Genomic DNA, 17,562 nt, shown 5'->3' with positions numbered 1-17,562 from the left:
CACGGCGTTCGGCGGGAGAGGCGGGGCGGGAGGATGGCCGCCGATTACAACCAGTTGATGTCGTCGAAGCCGCGGTCGATGTAGCCACCCTGCGAGTAGCTCTCCCCCTCGTAGCCAAAGATCGGCCAGACCGATTTCTGGTTGTAGAGCCCGGTCACGAGCCCGCCCCGGACCTGCTGGAAGAACGCGCTCTCCTCCATGCCGCGCAGGATATCCACGCGGTCGCGTTCCCAGCCGGTGTCGATGTAGGACGCAAAGCCCTTGCCGCGGGCGGCCGCATCCAGCGCCGCGATGCCCGCAGTGATCGCCACCGCGGTTTCCGGCATGTCATAGCCCTTCACCGCCTCGACGTAGTTGGCGTCGGGGATGCGGTCGTGCGGGTAGATGTCGCGCGCCATCTGCACCAGCGTCGCGAAGACCTGGGAGTCGAGATGCGTTGTCTCGTAGGCCCAGGCCGCGTCCGGCGCGGCGATGAAGCCCGCCCCCGCAACGAAGGCGGCACCGGCGGCGCTGGCGCGGGACAGCAACTGCCGGCGTGTGAGCCCCTTGGGGCTGCTGTTGGTGTTCATGTGGTCTCCTCCCTTGAAAAAATCTGGGTCAGTGCGTCACTTGAAGCGCCCCGAGCGTTCGAGCACTTCGATCTGGTAGCCGTCGGGATCGGCGACAAAGAAGAAGCGGCCGACCAGTTCACCGGCGGGCGCGAATTCGACAAGCTTGCGGGGGGCGAGGCCCTCGGCCTCGAAACGGGCATGTTCGGCATCGAGATCGTCGACCGACACGGCGAGGTGGCCGTAGCCGTCGCCGAGGTCGTAGGGCTCCGTCCGGCCCTTGTTGACGGTCAGTTCGACTTCGAAGCCGGTTTCGTCGTTGCTCAGGTAGACGAGCGTGAACTCCGGGAAATCCAGCCGGTCGGCGATTTCCAGCCCGAAGGCCTTGCGGTAGAACGTGACGGAGCGGTCCTCGTCGAGGACGCGGATCATGCTGTGGATGGCTTTGGCCAACGGGGCCTCCTGAATCGGTTCGAATTATTGACCAATTCAGGATGAAGGATATTCGGCGCGTGCGGGTAGTAGGGACGTACTACATGCACGTTTTGTGATCTGACTGCCTATTCGGCGGCCATCGGTGTGGTTCTGTCGTGGTGAGCGGTCTTGCCCGACTGGCCCACGAAGACAAGGCATGCAGTGCGCAGAAGCGACGTGAAATTGACGGGTTCGCCCCGGGTTTCAAGCACTTCCGAGTGCAGACGCGAGACGAAGGCCGGTGTCGACATGTCGTCGGCCTCGGCGATCTGGTCGAGAATGTCCCAGAAGGCATTTTCAAGCCGGATGCTGGTGCTTTGCCCGTTCAGCCGCAAACGCCGCGTCGTCGAGGTGTATCGCGCAGGATCCTGGCCGGCAAAAACTTGGCACATCGTGCTCTCCTTTCATCGGTGTCCGACAGGATAGAGAAGGAGGCCCGCGACCGTCCATAATGAAAAAGTATCGGAGAGGTATGATCGGTGTCATCGGGTGTCTGCGGATCGGGGCCGTTTGGCCCCGGGGGGACAGAGGACCGCTTGTCACCCGTTGGCCCCGAAAGCCGGAGTTGCGGGCAGCGATACCGGAAATGCGGAGCCATTTGATCTGGATCGTGTGACGGTTCGGCCGGCCCGCTATGATTGCTGCAGTTGCACATCGGTTCAGGGGGCTCTTCTTCGCATGGCGGAACATCCGGATCACGGTCGCATCCTCGCCATCCGCGGGGCGCTTCTGGACATCGTCTTCCGGGCGGAGGACCTGCCGGCGATCCATGACGCGGTCGAGGTAGACGGCACGGAGGGCGAGGCCTTTGTCGCCGAGGTGCAGTCGCATCTGGATGCCACGACCGTGCGCGCCATCGCGCTGAAGCCCACCAACGGGCTGCGGCGCGGCATGGCTGTGCGGCGCACCGGCGGTCCGGTCCGGGTGCCGGTGGGTGAGGCCGTGCTCGGTCGGCTGCTGGATGTCACCGGGGTGGCGCGGGACCGGGGCGCGCCGCTGCCAGAGGACACGCCCCGGCGGCCGATCCACAACGCGCCGCCGCCGCTGTCGGAGCAGGCGGGCCGTCACGATGTGTTCCGTACCGGGATCAAGGTGGTGGACCTGCTGGCCCCGCTGTCGCGCGGCGGCAAGGAGGCGATGTTCGGCGGTGCCGGTGTCGGCAAGACGGTCCTAGTCATGGAGCTGATCCAGGCCATGGTCGCGCATTACGAGGGGATCTCGGTATTCTGCGGCGTGGGCGAGCGGTCGCGCGAGGGGCACGAGATGCTGTCGGACATGACCCGTGCGGGCGTGCTGGGCCGGACGGTGCTGGTCTATGGCCAGATGAACGAACCGCCGGGCGCGCGCTGGCGGGTGCCGCTGGCCGCCATGGCCATTGCCGAGCACTTCCGGGACGACCGGCACCGCAACGTGCTTCTGTTGATGGACAACGTGTTCCGCTTTGTCCAGGCAGGGGCGGAGGTGTCGGGCGTGCTGGGCCGCATGTCCAGCCGCGTCGGCTACCAGCCCACTCTGGCGACCGAGGTGGCCGAGTTGCAGGAGCGGATCGCGGCACGCGGGTCGGCGTCGGTCACGGCCATCCAGGCGGTCTACGTGCCGGCCGACGACTTCACCGATCCGGCCGTCACCACCATCGCGTCGCATGTGGACAGCACGGTGGTGCTGAGCCGGGCGATGGCGGCGGAGGGCATGTACCCGGCGGTCGATCCCATCGCGTCGACCTCTGTCCTGCTCGACCCGCTGGTGCTGGGCGAAGACCATGTCGCCACGGCCAACCGGGTCCGCCGCACCATCGAGCACTACAGGGAACTGCAAGACGTGATCTCCCTGCTCGGGGTCGAGGAACTGGGGCGGGAGGATCGCGATGCGGTGGCCCGGGCGCGGCGCCTGCAACGGTTCCTGACGCAGCCCTTCACGGTGACGGAGGCCTTCACCGGCATCGAGGGGCGGTCGGTCGACATCGGCGACACCGTCGCCGGGTGCAACGCGATCCTCGCCGGTGAGGCGGACGACTGGGACGAAGGGTCGCTCTACATGGTGGGCACCTTCGAGGAGGCCCGCGCCAAGGAGGAGGCCGGGCGCGGGGCACGGGCGGTGGCATGAGGGGGGCGCTGCACCTGACGATCACCACGCCGATGGCGGTGCTGGTCGATGCGGCGGACGTGCGGTCCGTCCGGGCGGAGGACGAGAGCGGCCATTTCGGCATCCTGCCCGGGCATTCGGACTACCTGACCGCCTTGCCGGCCTCCGTCGTGCGCTGGCGCGACGGGGCGGGGCGGAGGGGCTACTGCGCGCTGCGCGCCGGGGTGTTGACGGTGACCGGCGGTGCGGACGTGGCGATCGCCTGCCGCGAGGGGGTTCTGGGCGACGACCTCGACGACCTGATTGCCCGGGTGGCGCGGCTGCGCCACGAGGAACAGGATGCAGGGCGCGGCGCGCGCGTCGAACAGACCCGGCTGCATTCGCGCGCCGTGCGGCAGATCATGCGCTACCTGCGGCCCGACCGGCCCGGCGCCTTCGACCATCCGCCCCAGGTTGGCCCCGATGACGGAGGGCGTGCCGATGGCGCCTGACCCCTCCATCCCCGACCGCACGGCAGAGGCCGCCCGCCGGTCCGCGGACCGCGAGAAGCTGGCCCGGGACGTGCCGGAACCGTCCTTCGGCAGGCGCATGGGCCAGATCGGCATCCTCGGATGGGCCATCCTCATGCCGATCCTGCTGGGCATCCTGCTGGGCCGGGCGGCGGACCGGCATTTCGAGACCGGCATCTTCTTCACCGCCCCCGCGATCCTGATCGGTGCCGCGATAGGGTTCTATTCCGCCTGGACATGGATGCATCACCAATGACCGACCTCTTCGCCGCCAACCCCGTGCCCGTCGCCATCACAGCCTTCCTGACGGGACTGGTGCTTGGCCTGATCCATTTCGCGACGCTGCGCCGGGTCACGGAGTTGTACCTCTCGGCGGACAACGCGCTGCGGGCGCTGGCGCTGCAACTCGTGCGGCTCGCGGTGCTGGCGGGCGGGCTCGTGGCGCTTGCGCTGGCGGGGGCGCTGCCGCTTCTGGCGGGCAGTCTCGGGCTTTTTGCGGGGCGCACCATCGTTCTGCGCCGCACAAGGGGGGCGCCGTGATGGAGAACCCGCTCGACCTCGACATCCTGTTCCACCTGGGACCCGTGGGCATCAGCGCCCCGGTGGTGGTGACATGGGGCATCATGGTGGCGCTTGGCCTCTTTGCCTTCCTCGCCACCCGCAAGCTCCGTTTGCGTCCCGACCGGACGCAGACTGTGCTGGAGCTGTTCGTGGGCGTCGTGGACGATCAGGTCGGCGACACGATGCGCCGCGACCCGGCGCCGTTCCGCGCGCTGATCGGGACGCTCTTCCTGTTCGTGCTGACCGCCAACTGGTCCGCGCTGATCCCGGAGGTGGAGCCGCCGACCGCGCATCTCGAAACGGACGCGGCGCTGGCGGTCGTGGTGCTGATCGCGACGGTGGTGTCCGGCATCCGCGGGCGCGGCGTGAAGGGCTATCTCGCCACCTTCGCGGAACCGTCCTGGGTGATGATCCCGCTGAACATCGTCGAGCAGATCACGCGCACCTTCTCGCTTGTCGTCCGGCTGTTCGGCAACGTGATGAGCGGCGTCTTCGTGGTCGGCATCGTGCTGTCGCTGGCCGGGCTGATCGTGCCGATCCCGCTCATGGCGCTCGACCTGCTGACCGGGGCCGTGCAGGCCTACATCTTCGCGGTTCTCGCAACCGTCTTCATCGGGGCCGCGGTCGGTGAGGACCGCCCCGAACCCCGCCTCAACCCGAAGGACATTCCGCAATGACAGGCAATCTCGTCGAAATCGTCTCGATCCTCGCGGCGGCGCTCGCCGTGAGTTTCGGCGCCATCGGTCCGGCGCTGGCCGAGGGGCGCGCCGTCGCCGCCGCCATGGACGCCATCGCCCGCCAGCCCGAAGCGGCAGGCACGCTGAGCCGGACGCTCTTTGTCGGTCTGGCGATGATCGAGACGATGGCGATCTACACGCTGGTCGTCGCGCTGCTTCTGCTCTTTGCCAACCCCTTCGTCTGATCGGACAGCACCTTGGATTTCGACTGGTGGACCTTCGGCCTGCAGACGGTGAACGCGCTCGTCCTGGTCTGGCTTCTGGCGCGCTTCCTGTTCCGCCCGGTCAGCCGGATCATCGCCGAGCGGCAGGCGGCGGCGCATGCCGTGCTGGACGAGGCCGAGGCAGCGCGCGCGGCGGCAGAAACGGCGCTGGCGGAGGCAGAGGCCCACAAGGACGCGGTTGCACGGGATCGCTCGGATCTGATCGCCGCGGCGGAGGCGGAGGCCGGGACCCGCAAGCGGCAGATGCTGGACGATGCCAGGGCGGAGGCCGAGAGGATGCAGACCGAGGCGCGCGCCGACCTCGCCCGGCTGCACAAGGCGGAGGCGCACCGCTGGCGGGCGGAGGCGGCGGCACTGGCGGTGGACATGACGGAACGGCTGCTTGATCGCTTGCCTGATGACGCGCGGGCGGCGGCTTTCGCCGACGGTCTGGCCGAGGCGGTGGGGACGCTGCCCGACGCGGCGCAGGCGCGGATCGGGACGGACGGTCCGGTGGTGCTGCGCGCGGCGCGCGACCTTGCAGCGGGGGAGCAGGCGGAGGTGGCGGCGCGCCTGGCGGCGGTGCTGGGCCACCCTGTGAACGTGCGGGTGGAGACGGACGAGAGCCTGATCGCCGGGCTGGAGTTGCACACGCCGCACGCCGTTGTCCGCAATACGCTCCGCGCCGATCTGGACGGGATGGCGGAGAGGATCGCAGCCGATGACCACGCCTGACGCCCCGTCCGACTGGCTGGCCCGCAGCCGTGCCGCCCTTGATCGCGCGCGCCTTGCGCCGGAGGCGCTGGCGGTCGGGCGGGTCGAGCGGATCGCCGACGGTATCGCGCAGGTGTCGGGCCTGCCGGACGCGGCGATGGGGGCGCTCCTGCGGTTCGAGGGCGGCGAGCTGGGCTTTGCCCACAGCCTCGGGCCGGAGGAGATCGACGTGGTGATCTGCGACGACGGCAGCCGCATCGGGGCAGGGCAGCGGGTGGCGGACACCGGCGGCGTGCTCGAGGTGCCGGTGGGCGATGCGCTTCTGGGGCGGGTGGTGGATCCGCTGGGCCGTCCGCTCGACGGTGGCGACGATCCGGAGACGGAGATGCGGCTGCCGGTGGAACGGCCCGCCCCCGCCATCATCGACCGCGCGGAGGTGACGGAACCGCTGGAGACGGGCGTGCTCGTGGTGGACAGCCTCTTCTCTCTGGGGCGCGGCCAGCGGGAGCTGATCGTCGGCGACCGCGCCACCGGCAAGACGTCCCTCGCCGTGGATGCGATCGTCAACCAGAAGGACAGCGACGTGATCTGCGTCTATGTCGCCGTGGGCCAGCCGGCCGCCGCGGTCCAGCGGGTGATCGAGGCGGTGCGCAGCCACGGCGCGCCGGAGCGCTGCATTTTCGTCGTCGGCGGCGCTTCTGCCAGCCCGGGCCTGCAGTGGATCGCGCCCTTCGCGGGCATGACCATGGCTGAGCATTTCCGCGACGCGGGCCGGCATGCGCTGATCGTGATCGACGACCTGACGCGCCATGCGGCGACCCACCGCGAACTTGCGCTCCTCACCCATGAGCCGCCGGGGCGGGAGGCCTATCCGGGCGACATCTTCTACCTGCACGCGCGGCTCCTTGAGCGGGCGGCGAAGCTGGCGCCGGAACGGGGGGGCGGGTCCCTCACCGCGCTGCCGATTGCCGAGACCGACGCGGGCAGCCTGTCGGCCTATATCCCGACCAACCTGATCTCGATCACCGACGGGCAGATCGTGCTCGACACCGCGCTGTTCGCGGCGAACCACCGGCCCGCGGTGGACGTGGGGCTGTCGGTGAGCCGGGTCGGCGGCAAGGCGCAATGGCCCGCCCTTCGGCAGGTTTCGGGCCGGGTGCGGCTGGACTACGCGCAGTTCCAGGAGCTGGAGATGTTCAGCCGTTTCGGCGGTGTAACCAACGACCGGGTGCGGCAGCAACTGGATCGCGGGCGGCGCATCCGGTCGCTGCTGACCCAGCCGAAGTTCGCGGGCCTCGGGATGGCGGTGCAGGTGGCGCTTCTTGCGGCCCACGCCGATGGCGCGCTGGACGGGATGGCGCCCGAGCGCATGGCCACGCTCCGGGCGCGTCTGCCGGGGTGGTTGCGCAGCCATGCAGCCAGCGCGATGGACAACCTGCGCGACACCCGGCAGCTGGACGCGCAGACACGCGCCGTCCTGTCTGAGGCGGTGGCCGCACTGGTCCGCGACATGGACGGGAAGGCGGGCGCGTCATGACCGGGCGCCTCGCCGAACTGGAGGGCCGCATCGGTTCGGTCGAAAAACTGGGGACCGTCGTCGGTGCGATGCGCGGGATCGCCACCGCCCGGGTGCAGGAGGCGCGGGACCATGCCGCCGCCATCCGCGCCTATGCCGGGACCATCGGCGAGGCAATTGCCGAGGCGCTGGCGATGTTCCCGGTGCCGGAGGCCGACACGGCTCCTACGCAGGACAAGCGCGGCGCCGTCATCCTCATCGCGGCAGAGCAGGGCTTTGTCGGGACCTACAACGAACAGGTCTTCGCAGCGGCGGACCCGCTGCTGTCGGGCGGCAACGATCTGCTTCTCGTGGGTCACAGGGGCGCGATCCTCGCGGCGGAGGCGCATCGGCACGTGCGCTGGAGCGGAGAGATGATCGTGCATCCGGCGCAGGCAGTGGCGCTGGTCACACGGATGACCGACGCGCTCTTTGCCATGCTGGCGGAGGCGTCCGTGGCACAGGTCCGGGTGGTCCACGCCGCCCCTGTCAGCGCCGGCGGTTTCGAGGTCGTGACGAAGCGGCTGGTGCCATTCGACTATGCGCGCTTTGCCCACGGCGGCAGATCCGGCGAGCCGCGGATCACGCTCCCGCCGGACAGGCTGCTGGCGTCCCTGACCGAGGAGTACATCGTCGCCGAACTCATCGAGGCGGTCGTGCTTGCCTTTGCCGCCGAGAACATCGCCCGGATGCGTGCGATGGTGGCCGCACACGAGAACGTGGCCGACAAGCTGGACAGTCTGGTCGCCACATCACGGAGGCTGCGGCAGGACGAGATCACGGAGGAGATCGCCGAACTGGCCGCCGGCCGGGCGAGGACGTGACCGGGCGCCTGTCTGCTGCGCATCTTGCGGCGAGACAAGGTCGGTCCTGCCAGGGCCGATCAATGAGGCTGTGTGGCCCTCAGCCGGTGCCGCGCCCTCGAAGCCCTTCTGAAATCCTTGCCGCAACAGCCAGCAGTCTTCGGTCCTCTCCCGGCAGCCCATCGAGTTCGAACCCCACCGGAACGCCGTGAACCTTGCGTGACATCGGCATCGTCACCCCGGGTGCGCCGAAGAATGTCGCCGGTTCGGTGTTCCGCAAGGTCTTCCAGACGGAGACCTGCTGACCATCGATGATGACGTTCCTCTCCTCACCCAGAGGCGTCGCTGCAATCGGTGTCGTGGGAAAGACGATGGCGTCCAGTCCGTTGTGCCTGAGGTGTTCGACGTACCTTTTCCGGTATTCGGGAAGCGCGACGGAGATCACGTGCCGGTATCTTTCGCCCAGGTCCTCGTCATCGGCGCCTAGCATCGCCTCTTCGAACTCCTCCCGCACGTATGAGCCTGCAACGCCGGAGATCAATGAACGGAAGTCGACAGGCGCGCCCGACGCCTTCAGGTAGGCCTCCAGCGCTCTCGGCAGCTCCCACGCGCGGATCGGACCGGCCATTTCCTTCAGCCAATGCGGGACGTCGGGCATCGCCGCATCGACGATCTCGACACCGCAGGAAACCAGCCGTGCAAGGGTTTCTTCGAATGCTGCCGCGACACCGCTTTCCAGATCGGACAGGAAATAGCCACCGGGCAGGCCAAGCCTGACGCCCTTAAGCGGGATGTCGGGAACGTCCTTTTCATCGGCCAGGACGGCATCCAGCAGCAACAGATCTTCGGCCGAGCGGGCAAACAGGCCGGGAACGTCGCGCGTCGGAAACACCGGCATGACCCCGTCGCTGCCGTAACGGCCGGTTGAGGGCCGAAAGCCGAACACGCCGCAGAACGACGCCGGAATGCGGACCGAACCTGCCGTGTCCGTACCTACGGAGGCCGGGACGATTCCTGCCGCCACGGCCACAGCCGATCCGCTGCTGCTTCCCCCGGCAGAGCGGGTCCGGTCGTGCGGGTTCAGGGCCGGGCCGGTGTGGTCGTTGTTGCCCGTGATGCCGAACGCCAGTTCGTACATGTTGGTCTTGCCGAAGACGATGGCGCCGGCCGATTGCAGGGATTGCACCACGGATGCGGTGCGGCCGACGACATGGTCCTTCAGGGCCGGTGTCGCCGCGGTCGTGGCCATCCCGGCGATGTCGATGCAGTCCTTTATGGCCACGGGCATGCCATGCAAGGCGCCCAAGTCACCGCCGGCCCGTTGACGCCTGTCCGCTTCACGCGCGGCGCGGCGAACCTCCTCCGCATCGAACCGGGTGAAGGCATTGAGGTCGGCGTGTTCCTCGGCGTGCAGGATCAGCGTCTCTACAAACTCGCGGCAGGACATCCGTGCGGAACGGATCATCTCCGCGGCTGCGACAAGCGATATCTGTGTCAGGTCCATGAGCTTCCGGCCCCACGTGCAACGACAGTCTATCACGCCTGGCTGGCTGTGTCGGCGGTCCGAGATGGCGGCGATCCGCGGGACCGGGGCGCATCTGCGACCTGCCGGGGTCCCGTTCAGGCGACCGGACGGAACAGGGTCACGACCTCTCGTCGTCGGACCCGCGCCGGAGTTCCAGATCCCTGTAGTTGTTGGGGTCGAATTCGTCGGGGTCGAAGGCTTCTTCGTCCTCGGGTATGCCGGTGATGTGGGTGGTGCCTGTCTCTTCGTTGTAGACAAGCCCGTAGTTGGCCCGGCCATCGGACTTGAAGCGCATGTATTCGTGAACCCCCGCGTAGATGAAGGCGAGGGCGAACGGCAACACGATGATTATGGCGATCACTTGAGCTTCGATGGCGCGCTCCTTTGCGGTCTGTTCGGAGCAGGCGGACATGACCGGCGTATGGGGCGTCTCCCGGGGCCTGACCGGCTCTGCTTCTGGCTCGACGTGCACAACAGGTGGCTCAAACCGGAGAATTGTCAATCTCGACAGAGGCGCGAGGCCCGGTACGTGCTACGGGCCTTTTGCTTTCCTCGGTACATCGAACGGTGGCAAAATGGACGGGCGGGGCGGGGCTGGCGTCCCGCCGCACCCCGGCAGAGCCGCCCGGAAAGGTCACTCCGAGGTCGCGGGTCCCGTGCCGGTGAAGTGGCTGTTGCGGGTGGTCTCGGCCCGCGTCCGGTCACGGTCGGCTGCCCCCTCGCAGATCGGTCCGTAGTCGCCCGGTTCGCGGTGCAGGGTGAAGTTGAACACGTTTTCCCGCAGCTCGCGGCAGCGGTCGAGGTCGATCTCCGCCACCGCCACCTCGTCGCCCCGGCCTTGGGTGCGGGCGATGATCTCTCCGGTCGGCGCGATGATGCAGGAGCCGCCGATCAGCTCGCAGCCTTCCTCCAGCCCGGCCTTGGCGGTGCCGATCACCCACGCGCCGTTGGCATAGGCGCCGTGCTGCATCGACAGGTGGTTGTGGAAGTCCTGCAGATGGTCGTGTTCGGGCGCCTGCGGATAGTGCTGCGGCGTGTTGTAACCCAGCATGATGAGTTCCGCGCCGCGCAGGCCGAGCACTCGGAATGTCTCGGGCCAGCGGCGGTCGTTGCACAGGCACATGCCCATGGTGCCGCCCATCGCCTCGAACACCGGAAACCCGAGGTCGCCGTGTTCGAAGTACCGCTTTTCGAGGTGCTGGAAGGCGCGCCAGTCCTCGTAGTTGTAGTGGCCGGGCAGGTGAACCTTGCGGTACTTGCCCGCGATCCGTCCATCGGGCGTCACGAAGATCGAGGTGTTGAAGCGGCGTTCCCTTTCGCCGTCGAACAGCAGTTCGGCAAAGCCCAGGTAGAACCCGATGCCCATCTCCATAGCGGCCTCGAACAGCGGCATGGTTTCGGGGCTGGGCATCTCCGTCTCGTAGAACCGGTCGAGCTCCGGCTCTTCCAGCAGCCAGCGCGGGAAGAAGGTGGTCAGCGCCAGTTCAGGGAACACCACAAGACGCGCGCCGCGGGCATGCGCCTCCCGCATCAGGGCGATCATGCGGGCGACGGCAGAGGCGCGCGGTTCGTCCCGGGCGATGGGGCCAAGCTGGGCGGTGGCGGCGACGATCTTGCGGCTCATGCGCGGGGTCCTTTCGTTTGACCCGCCCGGGCGAGGGCGACGTGGGCCAGAAGCCGCGCGCCGCGTGCCAGGTCCTCGGGCGCGGTGTATTCCTCGGTGTTGTGGCTGATGCCGTCGCGGGACGGGACGAAGATCATGGCAGAGGGGCAGACCGGCGCGAACATCTGCGCGTCATGTCCCGCGCCGGAGGGCATCCGGCGGTGGCTGTAGCCCAGTCGGTCGGCTTCGGCGGCGATGTCGTCCACCAGCGCCGGGTCGAAGGCGACGGGTTCGAAGCGGGCCAGCGCGCGGCGGGTCAGGGTGCAGCCCTCCTTGCGTGCCGCGGCCTCCGCGAAGGCGAAGAGCCGCGCCTCGGCCTTGGCCAGGCGGTTCTCGTCGGTGTTGCGCAGGTCGACGGTCAGCGTGGCGCGTTCGGGCACCACGTTGACGAGGTCCGGAGAGAACGACAGGCGGCCCACGGTGGCGAGCTGCGGGGGGGCGAAATCGGTGGCGATGGCGCGCGCCTCCATGGCGATGGCGGCGGCCACGTGGCCCGCATCCCGGCGCATGGGCATGGGGGTCGTGCCCGCGTGCGCCGAGCGGCCCTTTACGGTGAATTCGGTCCACGAGATGCCCTGCACACCCGTCACCACACCGATCTGCAGCCCTTCGGCTTCCAGCACCGGGCCCTGTTCGATGTGCAGTTCGAGGTAGGCCGCCGGGGACAGCGCGCCGACAGGGGCGTCGCCGCGGGCACCGATGGAGGTCAGTGCGTCGCCGACGGTCACATCGTCGATGCCGCGGCTGGCCAGCATCGCGTCGAGCGGCAGCGCCCCCGTCGCCACGCCGGAGCCCATCATGTCGGGGGCGAAGCGGGCGCCTTCCTCGTTGGTGAAGAAGGCGACGGCGAGCGGGTGATCGGTCTCGATGCCCGCCTCGATGGCGCTTTGGATCACTTCGAGCCCCGCCAGCACGCCGAGCGTGCCGTCATACAGCCCGCCGGTGGCGACGGTGTCGATGTGCGATCCCATGACCACGGGCGGCAGGTCGCGCAGGCCGGGACGGATGGCCCAGGTGTTGCCGATCACGTCGGTTGTCACCTCGAGCCCCAGGTCGCGGAACCATGCGGTGACCAATGCGCGACCGGCGGCGTCCTCGGGCGAGAGCGCGAGCCGCTTGCACCCTCCGCCGGGGAGGGCGCCGACCTGTCCGAGGTGTTCGATGCGCGCGAGGAGCCGGTCGAGGTCGATCATGCGGCGCCCCGGACGGCATCGGCGGGGCGGCCCACCAGTTCGGTGTATAGCGCCGGGTCGGTGTCGCCCTCCGTGCCGAAGACCAGCACGCGCGCGGTTTCGTCCAGCCCCAACGCCGTTCGGGCCGGGGCATGGGCGTCGGCGGCCATGAGCGCGGACAGCCCGGCGACCGCGCTTTCCCCTGCGACGATGGCCGGATCGCCCGGGTGCGGATCGGCGAGCCGGCGCATCAGGGCCACGGCATCCTCGTCGGCGACAGACACGGCAGCGAAGGCCAGCGGCTTCAGCACGTCCCACGCCAGAAGGGAGATCTCGCCGCAGGCCAGCCCGGCCATGAGCGTGTCGAGATCGCCGTGCACCGGGGTCGGTTCGCCGTGGCGCAGCGTTTCCAGCCAGCAGGCGGACTTCTCCGGGTCGGCGAGGATCACCTTGGGCGCCTGCGTGCCGTACCGCCGCCGGAGCTGCGCCGCGACCGCCGCCGCCACGCCGCCGACGCCGGTCTGGATGAAGACGTGTGTGGGCGGCCGGGGCAGCGCCTCGGCCGCCTCGGCTGCCATGAGTTCGTAGCCCTGCATCACGTCCTTGGGGATCTCGGTATAACCGGGGTAGGAGGTGTCGGAGACAACCGTCCAGCCCTCTTCGCGGGCGGTGCGGTCGGCTTCGCGCACGCTGTCGTCGTAGTTTCCGGCGCAGCGCCGGACCTCCGCCCCGTAGCCCTCGATGGCCTGCTTGCGCCCGTCCGAGACGGTGGCGTGGATGAAGATGACGCAGTGGCAGCCGAAGGTCTGCGCCCCCCATGCGACGGACCGGCCATGGTTGCCGTCGGTCGCGCAGCAGACGGTGATGCCGTTCACCACGTCGTCGTGCGCGCCGGCGAGGATCTCGGCTACCGTGGCTTCCACCCCCTTTTCCTCGGCGATGGTCCGCACCAGCAGTCGCAGCACGGCATAGGCCCCTCCGAGTGCCTTGAAACTGCCGAGGCCGAAGCGCGCGCTTTCGTCCTTGTAGTGGATCGCGGCGACACCGGCCTCGGCCGCCAGTCCCGGCAATGCGTGGAGCGGCGTCGGCGCATAACCGGGCCAGGCGGAAATCGTGGCCCGCGCCGTGTCGAAGGCCGCGTCGTTCAGCACCGCCTGCTGCGTGGCGCCATAGTCTGCCGCTGCGTCGAAATGCGGGTTCAGGATCAGTTCGGCAGAGGTCCCGAAAGGCGTGTCGTATTTCATGAAAGTCCTCGGTTCGCGCGCCCGGAGCGGCGGCGGATCGACTCTGCCAGCACCACGAGCGCGATGTTGCCCAGCACGATCAGCACGGCGAGGGCGTTGAGACTGGGGGAAAGGTTGAAGCGGAAGTCGGAGGCCACCAGCACCGACAGCGGTTGTTCCCGGCCGCCCAGGAAGGCGGTGAGCACGTATTCCGCCGAGGACAGCACGAAGGCGATCACCCAGGAGGCCATCAACCCGTTGCGCATCAACGGCAGGATCACGCGGCGAAAGCTCTCGAAACGGGAGGCGCCGAGGTCCTCGGCTGCCTCGACGAGGCGCAGGTCGATGCGGATCAGGACGGAGGCGATGATGATCGTGCAGAACGGCAGCACGATGACGGATTGTCCGGCGATCACCGTCCAGAGGCCGCGGTCGAGCCCGAGTTCCTTCAGCAGGATCAACTGGCTGACCGCGAGGATCAGCTTGGGCACGAGGAAGGGCAGGAGGAGCATGACCACCATCAGGCCGCGGAACCGCATCGGGTAGACCGTCAGCGCCAGTGCCGCGAGCGCCCCGAAGAGGGTGGCGAGGATGGCGACGGGGAAGGCGGTCTTCAGCGTCGTCAGGAAGCCTTGCCCCAGGCGCCCGTCGTGCAGGATGGCGTCGTACCACTCCATGGTGAAGCCGCGCAGCGGCAGGGCCATGATGTCCGACGCGTTGAGCGAGAACATCAGGATCACCGCGATGGGCAGGTACATGAATCCGAAGACCAGCAGGGTCCAGCTTTGGGCGGCGCGGGTCATGTGCGGCCCTCCACGAGGCTCGACCGGCGGATCGCAAGCGCCCCGGCGGCGAAGGCCATCATCAGGATCGCGAGCATGGTCCAGGCGATGGCCGACCCGAGCGGCCAGTCGAAGGCCGTGCCGAAGAGGTCGTTGATGGCGGAGATGATGGTGATGCCAGACGCGCCGCCCAGCAGTTGCGGCGTCAGGTAGTCGCCCGCCACCATGAGGAAGACCATCAGCCCGCCGGCGATCAGCCCGGGCAGGGTCAGCGGCAGCACCACGCGGCGGAACCTGTCCCGGGCCGGGGCGCCGAGGTCGGCGGCGGCTTCGAGCCAGGCGTCGTCCAGCGCCTCGAACGCCAGCCAGAGCCCGATGACCATGAAGGGCAGGTAGTTGTAGACGAGGGCGATATGGGTGGCGAGGGGACTGAACAGCAGGCTCTGCAGCGGTGTCTCGATGATGCCGAGCCACATCAGGCTGCGGTTGATGACGCCTTCGGCCCCCAGCAGCACGCGCCATGCGAAGATGCGGACAAGGTCCCCGGAGTAGAGCGGCACAAGGAGGAGCGTGAGCAGCGTCGACTTCGCCGCGCCCACCCGCTTGGCCAGGAACCACGCCACCGGGTAGGCGATCACGGCTGTGATGACGACCACAAGCGCGGCAGAGCCGAAGGCGCGGGCGATCAGGCTGCGATAGGTCGCGGACCCGGCGATCTTGGCGTAGTTGGCCAGGGTCGGTTCGCGCGAGATGGCGACGAAATCCACCTGGTAGAAGCTGTAGACGAAAAGGATCGCCAGCGGCGCGAGGCAGAGCGCCAGAAGGGCCGCCACCACGGGGCTCGCCAATATGGTGCCCAGCCGGGTCATGCGGCGATCCACGCGCGGGACGGATCGAAGGCCAGCGCCACGGTCGCGCCGGGATCGGGAGGGGTGCCCGCATGGGTCGCCTGCACGGTCAGGTTCCCCGCGCTGCACTCGATCAGCCAGTCCGCGCCGCGGAAGACGCAGTGGGTGACGGTCGCGGGGATGCCCTCGTCCGCCAGCCCCACCTGCTCGGGGCGCAGGCAGAGTACCGCGCCGCCCTTGGCCTCTGCCGCCGCCGGGCAGGTGAAGGTGCCAAGGGGGGTGTCCAGGGTGGCGGTCTCGCCCGTCCGGGCGCGGACCTCGCCGGGCACGCAGGTGGCGCCACCGATGAAATCGGCGACCCAGGCGGTGCGCGGACGGGCGTAGATGTCCTGCGGGCGGCCCTGTTGTTCGATGCGGCCATCGCGCATGACGACGATGCTGTCGGAGAGGGCGAAGGCCTCCTCCTGGTCGTGAGTCACATGCAGGAAGGTCATGCCGAGCCGCCTTTGCAGATCCTTCAGCTCGATCTGCATGTCCTTGCGCATGCGCCGGTCGAGCGCGGAGAGCGGCTCGTCCAGCAGCAGCAGGCGCGGCCGGTTGACGATGGCACGCGCCAGCGCCACGCGCTGCTGCTGCCCGCCGGAGAGTTGCGAGGGGCGGCGCTCGGCAAACCCCTCCATCTGCACGGTCTTCAGGACGTCATGGGCGCGGGTGGCGATCTCGGCCCGGGAATTGCCCGCATAGGCCAGACCGAAGCCCGCGTTCTCCAGCACCGTGAGATGCGGGAATAGCGCGTAGTTCTGGAAGACGGTGTTGATCGGGCGCTTTGCGGCCGGCACCTGGTCCAGCCGCTTGCCGTCAAGGCGCAGGGCGCCGGAGCTGACGTCCTCGAACCCGCCGATCATCCGCAGGATCGACGTCTTGCCGCAGCCGGAGGGTCCCAGAAGCGTCACGTAGCTGTTTTCGGCCAGGGTGAAATCCACCCCGGCCACGGCCGTCACGCGACCGTAGGTCTTTGTCAGCGCGGACGCTTCCAGGAGGGCCGGCATCAGCTTGCCTTGACCTCGTTCCAGAGCGCGACCCACTCGTTGTAGCGCGGCGGGTTCTTCTTCCAGACGAAGCTGTCCATCACCGACAGGTCGTCGACGAAGATCTTCGACTGCTCTTCCGGGCTCAGCATGTCGCGCGCGGCGCTGGTCGATTGCGCATAGGGGCCGCCCGTGGCCAGCATCTTGCCGTACTCGGGGCCGAGCAGGTAGTTCACCAGCGCGAAGGTGGCGTCCAGCCGCTCGCCCTCGACGCCCTTCGGCACGGCAATGGTGTCGCACCAGCCGATCACGCCGGCCTCGGGCTTTGCCATGCCCATGTCGATGCCCTGCGCGCGCAGGTCGTAGTAGGGCGGCACCCAGGAAAAGGCGCAGACCACTTCGCCGGTGGCAAACAGGTTGGTCAGGTCGCCGATGGAGTTCCAGTAGGTCCTGAGCTTGGACTTCTGGATCATCAGCACGCGCTTGATCTCGGCCAGCTGGGTGTCGTCCATGTCGAACATCTCGGACTCCGGGATTCCGAGGTACATGGCCGCGATCATGATGCCTTCGAGCGCGTAGTCCCGCATGGCGAGCTTGCCGTCGTACTTGTCGCCTTCGAAGAACACCGACCAGTCGGGTTCCTCGTCCATCAGGTCGGCGCGGTAGACGATGGGGTTGATGCCCCAATAGAACGGGATGCCGTAGGTCTCGCCATCGACCTTGCCCAGCGGGGTCTGCTTGAACGTGTCGTAAAGCAGGGCGGCGTTCGGCACTTTCTCGAAGTCGATCGGCTGAAGCAGGTCGGAGGCGGTGTAGAACTCCACCTTGTCGAGCCCGGGCGTGATGAGGTCGACCGACGAGGCGCCGCCGGCGCGCAGTTTGGCGAACTGTTCGTCGTCGGTGCCGATGAAGGTCTTGGTGAGCGTCACGTCATGGGCGGACAGGAAGGGCGCGAGGTACTCGTCCTTGGCCAGGTTCTCCCATGTCATCCAGAGGATGTCGGTGGCGGCAAAGGCTCGCGTGGCGGGGGCCAGGGCGCCAAGCGCGGTGCCGGCCAGTGCGGATTGAAGGAGGGTTCGGCGGTGCATGGTCTTCCTCTCTGTTGGATCTGTCGGGCGGGTCTTTGTCATTCTTG

General features: G+C 68.4%; 21 protein-coding genes. 9 read left to right on the top strand and 12 right to left on the bottom strand.

Annotated features, from left to right (window positions below):
- Positions 1 to 44 precede the first annotated feature (44 nt).
- From CDO87_RS02845 to CDO87_RS02835, 3 genes are all read right to left on the bottom strand, one after another.
- A complete protein-coding gene (locus CDO87_RS02845; RefSeq protein WP_100927356.1) occupies positions 45 to 569 on the bottom strand; it encodes a Twin-arginine translocation pathway signal in 525 nt (174 codons plus the stop codon).
- A gap of 36 nt (positions 570 to 605) precedes the next feature.
- Positions 606 to 1,001 (bottom strand): VOC family protein, encoded by a 396-nt coding sequence (locus CDO87_RS02840; RefSeq protein WP_100927355.1) that lies wholly within the window; start codon positions 999 to 1,001, stop codon positions 606 to 608.
- Between the two features lie 107 nt (positions 1,002 to 1,108).
- Positions 1,109 to 1,414, bottom strand: a complete 306-nt coding sequence (locus CDO87_RS02835) for a ribbon-helix-helix domain-containing protein (protein ID WP_100927354.1) — start codon at positions 1,412 to 1,414, stop codon at positions 1,109 to 1,111.
- Positions 1,415 to 1,700: 286 nt separating this feature from the next.
- Here CDO87_RS02835 and atpD point away from each other — a divergent pair, with 286 nt between their 5' ends.
- The 9 genes from atpD to CDO87_RS02790 are packed head-to-tail and all read left to right on the top strand — an operon-like array spanning position 1,701 to position 8,207.
- Entirely contained in the window at positions 1,701 to 3,125 is a 1,425-nt protein-coding gene (gene atpD / locus CDO87_RS02830; protein ID WP_100927353.1) for a F0F1 ATP synthase subunit beta, read from the top strand.
- The gene (locus CDO87_RS02825) at positions 3,122 to 3,595 is read left to right on the top strand and encodes a F0F1 ATP synthase subunit epsilon (RefSeq protein WP_100927352.1); all 474 of its coding nucleotides are present in this window, start codon (positions 3,122 to 3,124) and stop codon (positions 3,593 to 3,595) included. The genes atpD and CDO87_RS02825 overlap by 4 nt, the downstream gene beginning before the upstream one ends.
- Positions 3,585 to 3,869, top strand: a complete 285-nt coding sequence (locus tag CDO87_RS02820; RefSeq protein WP_100927351.1) for an AtpZ/AtpI family protein — start codon at positions 3,585 to 3,587, stop codon at positions 3,867 to 3,869. Before CDO87_RS02825 ends, CDO87_RS02820 begins: the two co-directional genes overlap by 11 nt.
- Positions 3,866 to 4,153: an ATP synthase subunit I gene (locus CDO87_RS02815; protein WP_157814897.1), complete on the top strand. Its 288-nt coding sequence runs from the start codon at positions 3,866 to 3,868 to the stop codon at positions 4,151 to 4,153. The genes CDO87_RS02820 and CDO87_RS02815 overlap by 4 nt, the downstream gene beginning before the upstream one ends.
- Entirely contained in the window at positions 4,150 to 4,851 is a 702-nt protein-coding gene (locus CDO87_RS02810) for a F0F1 ATP synthase subunit A (protein ID WP_198521806.1), read from the top strand. The genes CDO87_RS02815 and CDO87_RS02810 overlap by 4 nt, the downstream gene beginning before the upstream one ends.
- The gene (locus CDO87_RS02805) at positions 4,848 to 5,096 is read left to right on the top strand and encodes a F0F1 ATP synthase subunit C (RefSeq protein WP_100927348.1); all 249 of its coding nucleotides are present in this window, start codon (positions 4,848 to 4,850) and stop codon (positions 5,094 to 5,096) included. The genes CDO87_RS02810 and CDO87_RS02805 overlap by 4 nt, the downstream gene beginning before the upstream one ends.
- A gap of 12 nt (positions 5,097 to 5,108) precedes the next feature.
- On the top strand, positions 5,109 to 5,849 hold the full coding sequence (locus CDO87_RS02800; protein WP_100927347.1) for a F0F1 ATP synthase subunit delta: 741 nt from the start codon (positions 5,109 to 5,111) through the stop codon (positions 5,847 to 5,849).
- Positions 5,836 to 7,365: a F0F1 ATP synthase subunit alpha gene (locus CDO87_RS02795; protein WP_100927346.1), complete on the top strand. Its 1,530-nt coding sequence runs from the start codon at positions 5,836 to 5,838 to the stop codon at positions 7,363 to 7,365. Before CDO87_RS02800 ends, CDO87_RS02795 begins: the two co-directional genes overlap by 14 nt.
- Positions 7,362 to 8,207, top strand: coding sequence for a F0F1 ATP synthase subunit gamma (locus CDO87_RS02790; protein WP_100927345.1), 846 nt, complete (start codon positions 7,362 to 7,364; stop codon positions 8,205 to 8,207). Before CDO87_RS02795 ends, CDO87_RS02790 begins: the two co-directional genes overlap by 4 nt.
- Before the next feature lie 79 nt (positions 8,208 to 8,286).
- On the opposite strand, the gene CDO87_RS02785 is transcribed toward CDO87_RS02790, so the two are convergent.
- The 9 genes from CDO87_RS02785 to CDO87_RS02745 all read right to left on the bottom strand — a co-directional run bounded on the left by CDO87_RS02785 (position 8,287) and on the right by CDO87_RS02745 (position 17,515).
- Positions 8,287 to 9,690, bottom strand: a complete 1,404-nt coding sequence (locus tag CDO87_RS02785) for an amidase family protein (RefSeq protein WP_100927344.1) — start codon at positions 9,688 to 9,690, stop codon at positions 8,287 to 8,289.
- A gap of 139 nt (positions 9,691 to 9,829) precedes the next feature.
- Positions 9,830 to 10,123, bottom strand: a complete 294-nt coding sequence (locus CDO87_RS02780) for a hypothetical protein (RefSeq protein ID WP_306418222.1) — start codon at positions 10,121 to 10,123, stop codon at positions 9,830 to 9,832.
- A gap of 222 nt (positions 10,124 to 10,345) precedes the next feature.
- A complete protein-coding gene (locus CDO87_RS02775) occupies positions 10,346 to 11,335 on the bottom strand; it encodes an N-carbamoyl-D-amino-acid hydrolase (protein ID WP_100927343.1) in 990 nt (329 codons plus the stop codon).
- Complete coding sequence (locus CDO87_RS02770) at positions 11,332 to 12,567, bottom strand: Zn-dependent hydrolase (protein ID WP_100927342.1); 1,236 nt, start codon at positions 12,565 to 12,567, stop codon at positions 11,332 to 11,334. The genes CDO87_RS02775 and CDO87_RS02770 overlap by 4 nt, the downstream gene beginning before the upstream one ends.
- Entirely contained in the window at positions 12,564 to 13,790 is a 1,227-nt protein-coding gene (locus CDO87_RS02765; protein WP_100927341.1) for a diaminopropionate ammonia-lyase, read from the bottom strand. Before CDO87_RS02765 ends, CDO87_RS02770 begins: the two co-directional genes overlap by 4 nt.
- Positions 13,787 to 14,572, bottom strand: a complete 786-nt coding sequence (locus CDO87_RS02760; RefSeq protein WP_100927340.1) for an ABC transporter permease — start codon at positions 14,570 to 14,572, stop codon at positions 13,787 to 13,789. Before CDO87_RS02760 ends, CDO87_RS02765 begins: the two co-directional genes overlap by 4 nt.
- Positions 14,569 to 15,420, bottom strand: a complete 852-nt coding sequence (locus CDO87_RS02755) for an ABC transporter permease (RefSeq protein ID WP_100927339.1) — start codon at positions 15,418 to 15,420, stop codon at positions 14,569 to 14,571. Before CDO87_RS02755 ends, CDO87_RS02760 begins: the two co-directional genes overlap by 4 nt.
- Positions 15,417 to 16,448, bottom strand: coding sequence for an ABC transporter ATP-binding protein (locus tag CDO87_RS02750; RefSeq protein ID WP_100927338.1), 1,032 nt, complete (start codon positions 16,446 to 16,448; stop codon positions 15,417 to 15,419). The genes CDO87_RS02755 and CDO87_RS02750 overlap by 4 nt, the downstream gene beginning before the upstream one ends.
- The gene (locus tag CDO87_RS02745; protein ID WP_100927337.1) at positions 16,448 to 17,515 is read right to left on the bottom strand and encodes an extracellular solute-binding protein; all 1,068 of its coding nucleotides are present in this window, start codon (positions 17,513 to 17,515) and stop codon (positions 16,448 to 16,450) included. Before CDO87_RS02745 ends, CDO87_RS02750 begins: the two co-directional genes overlap by 1 nt.
- Positions 17,516 to 17,562 lie beyond the last annotated feature (47 nt).

The sequence above is a fragment of the Sagittula sp. P11 genome (assembly GCF_002814095.1).
Lineage (GTDB): Bacteria > Pseudomonadota > Alphaproteobacteria > Rhodobacterales > Rhodobacteraceae > Sagittula.
The sequence above is the reverse complement of the archived record's forward strand: the minus strand, read 5'-3'. Positions and strand labels throughout refer to the sequence as shown.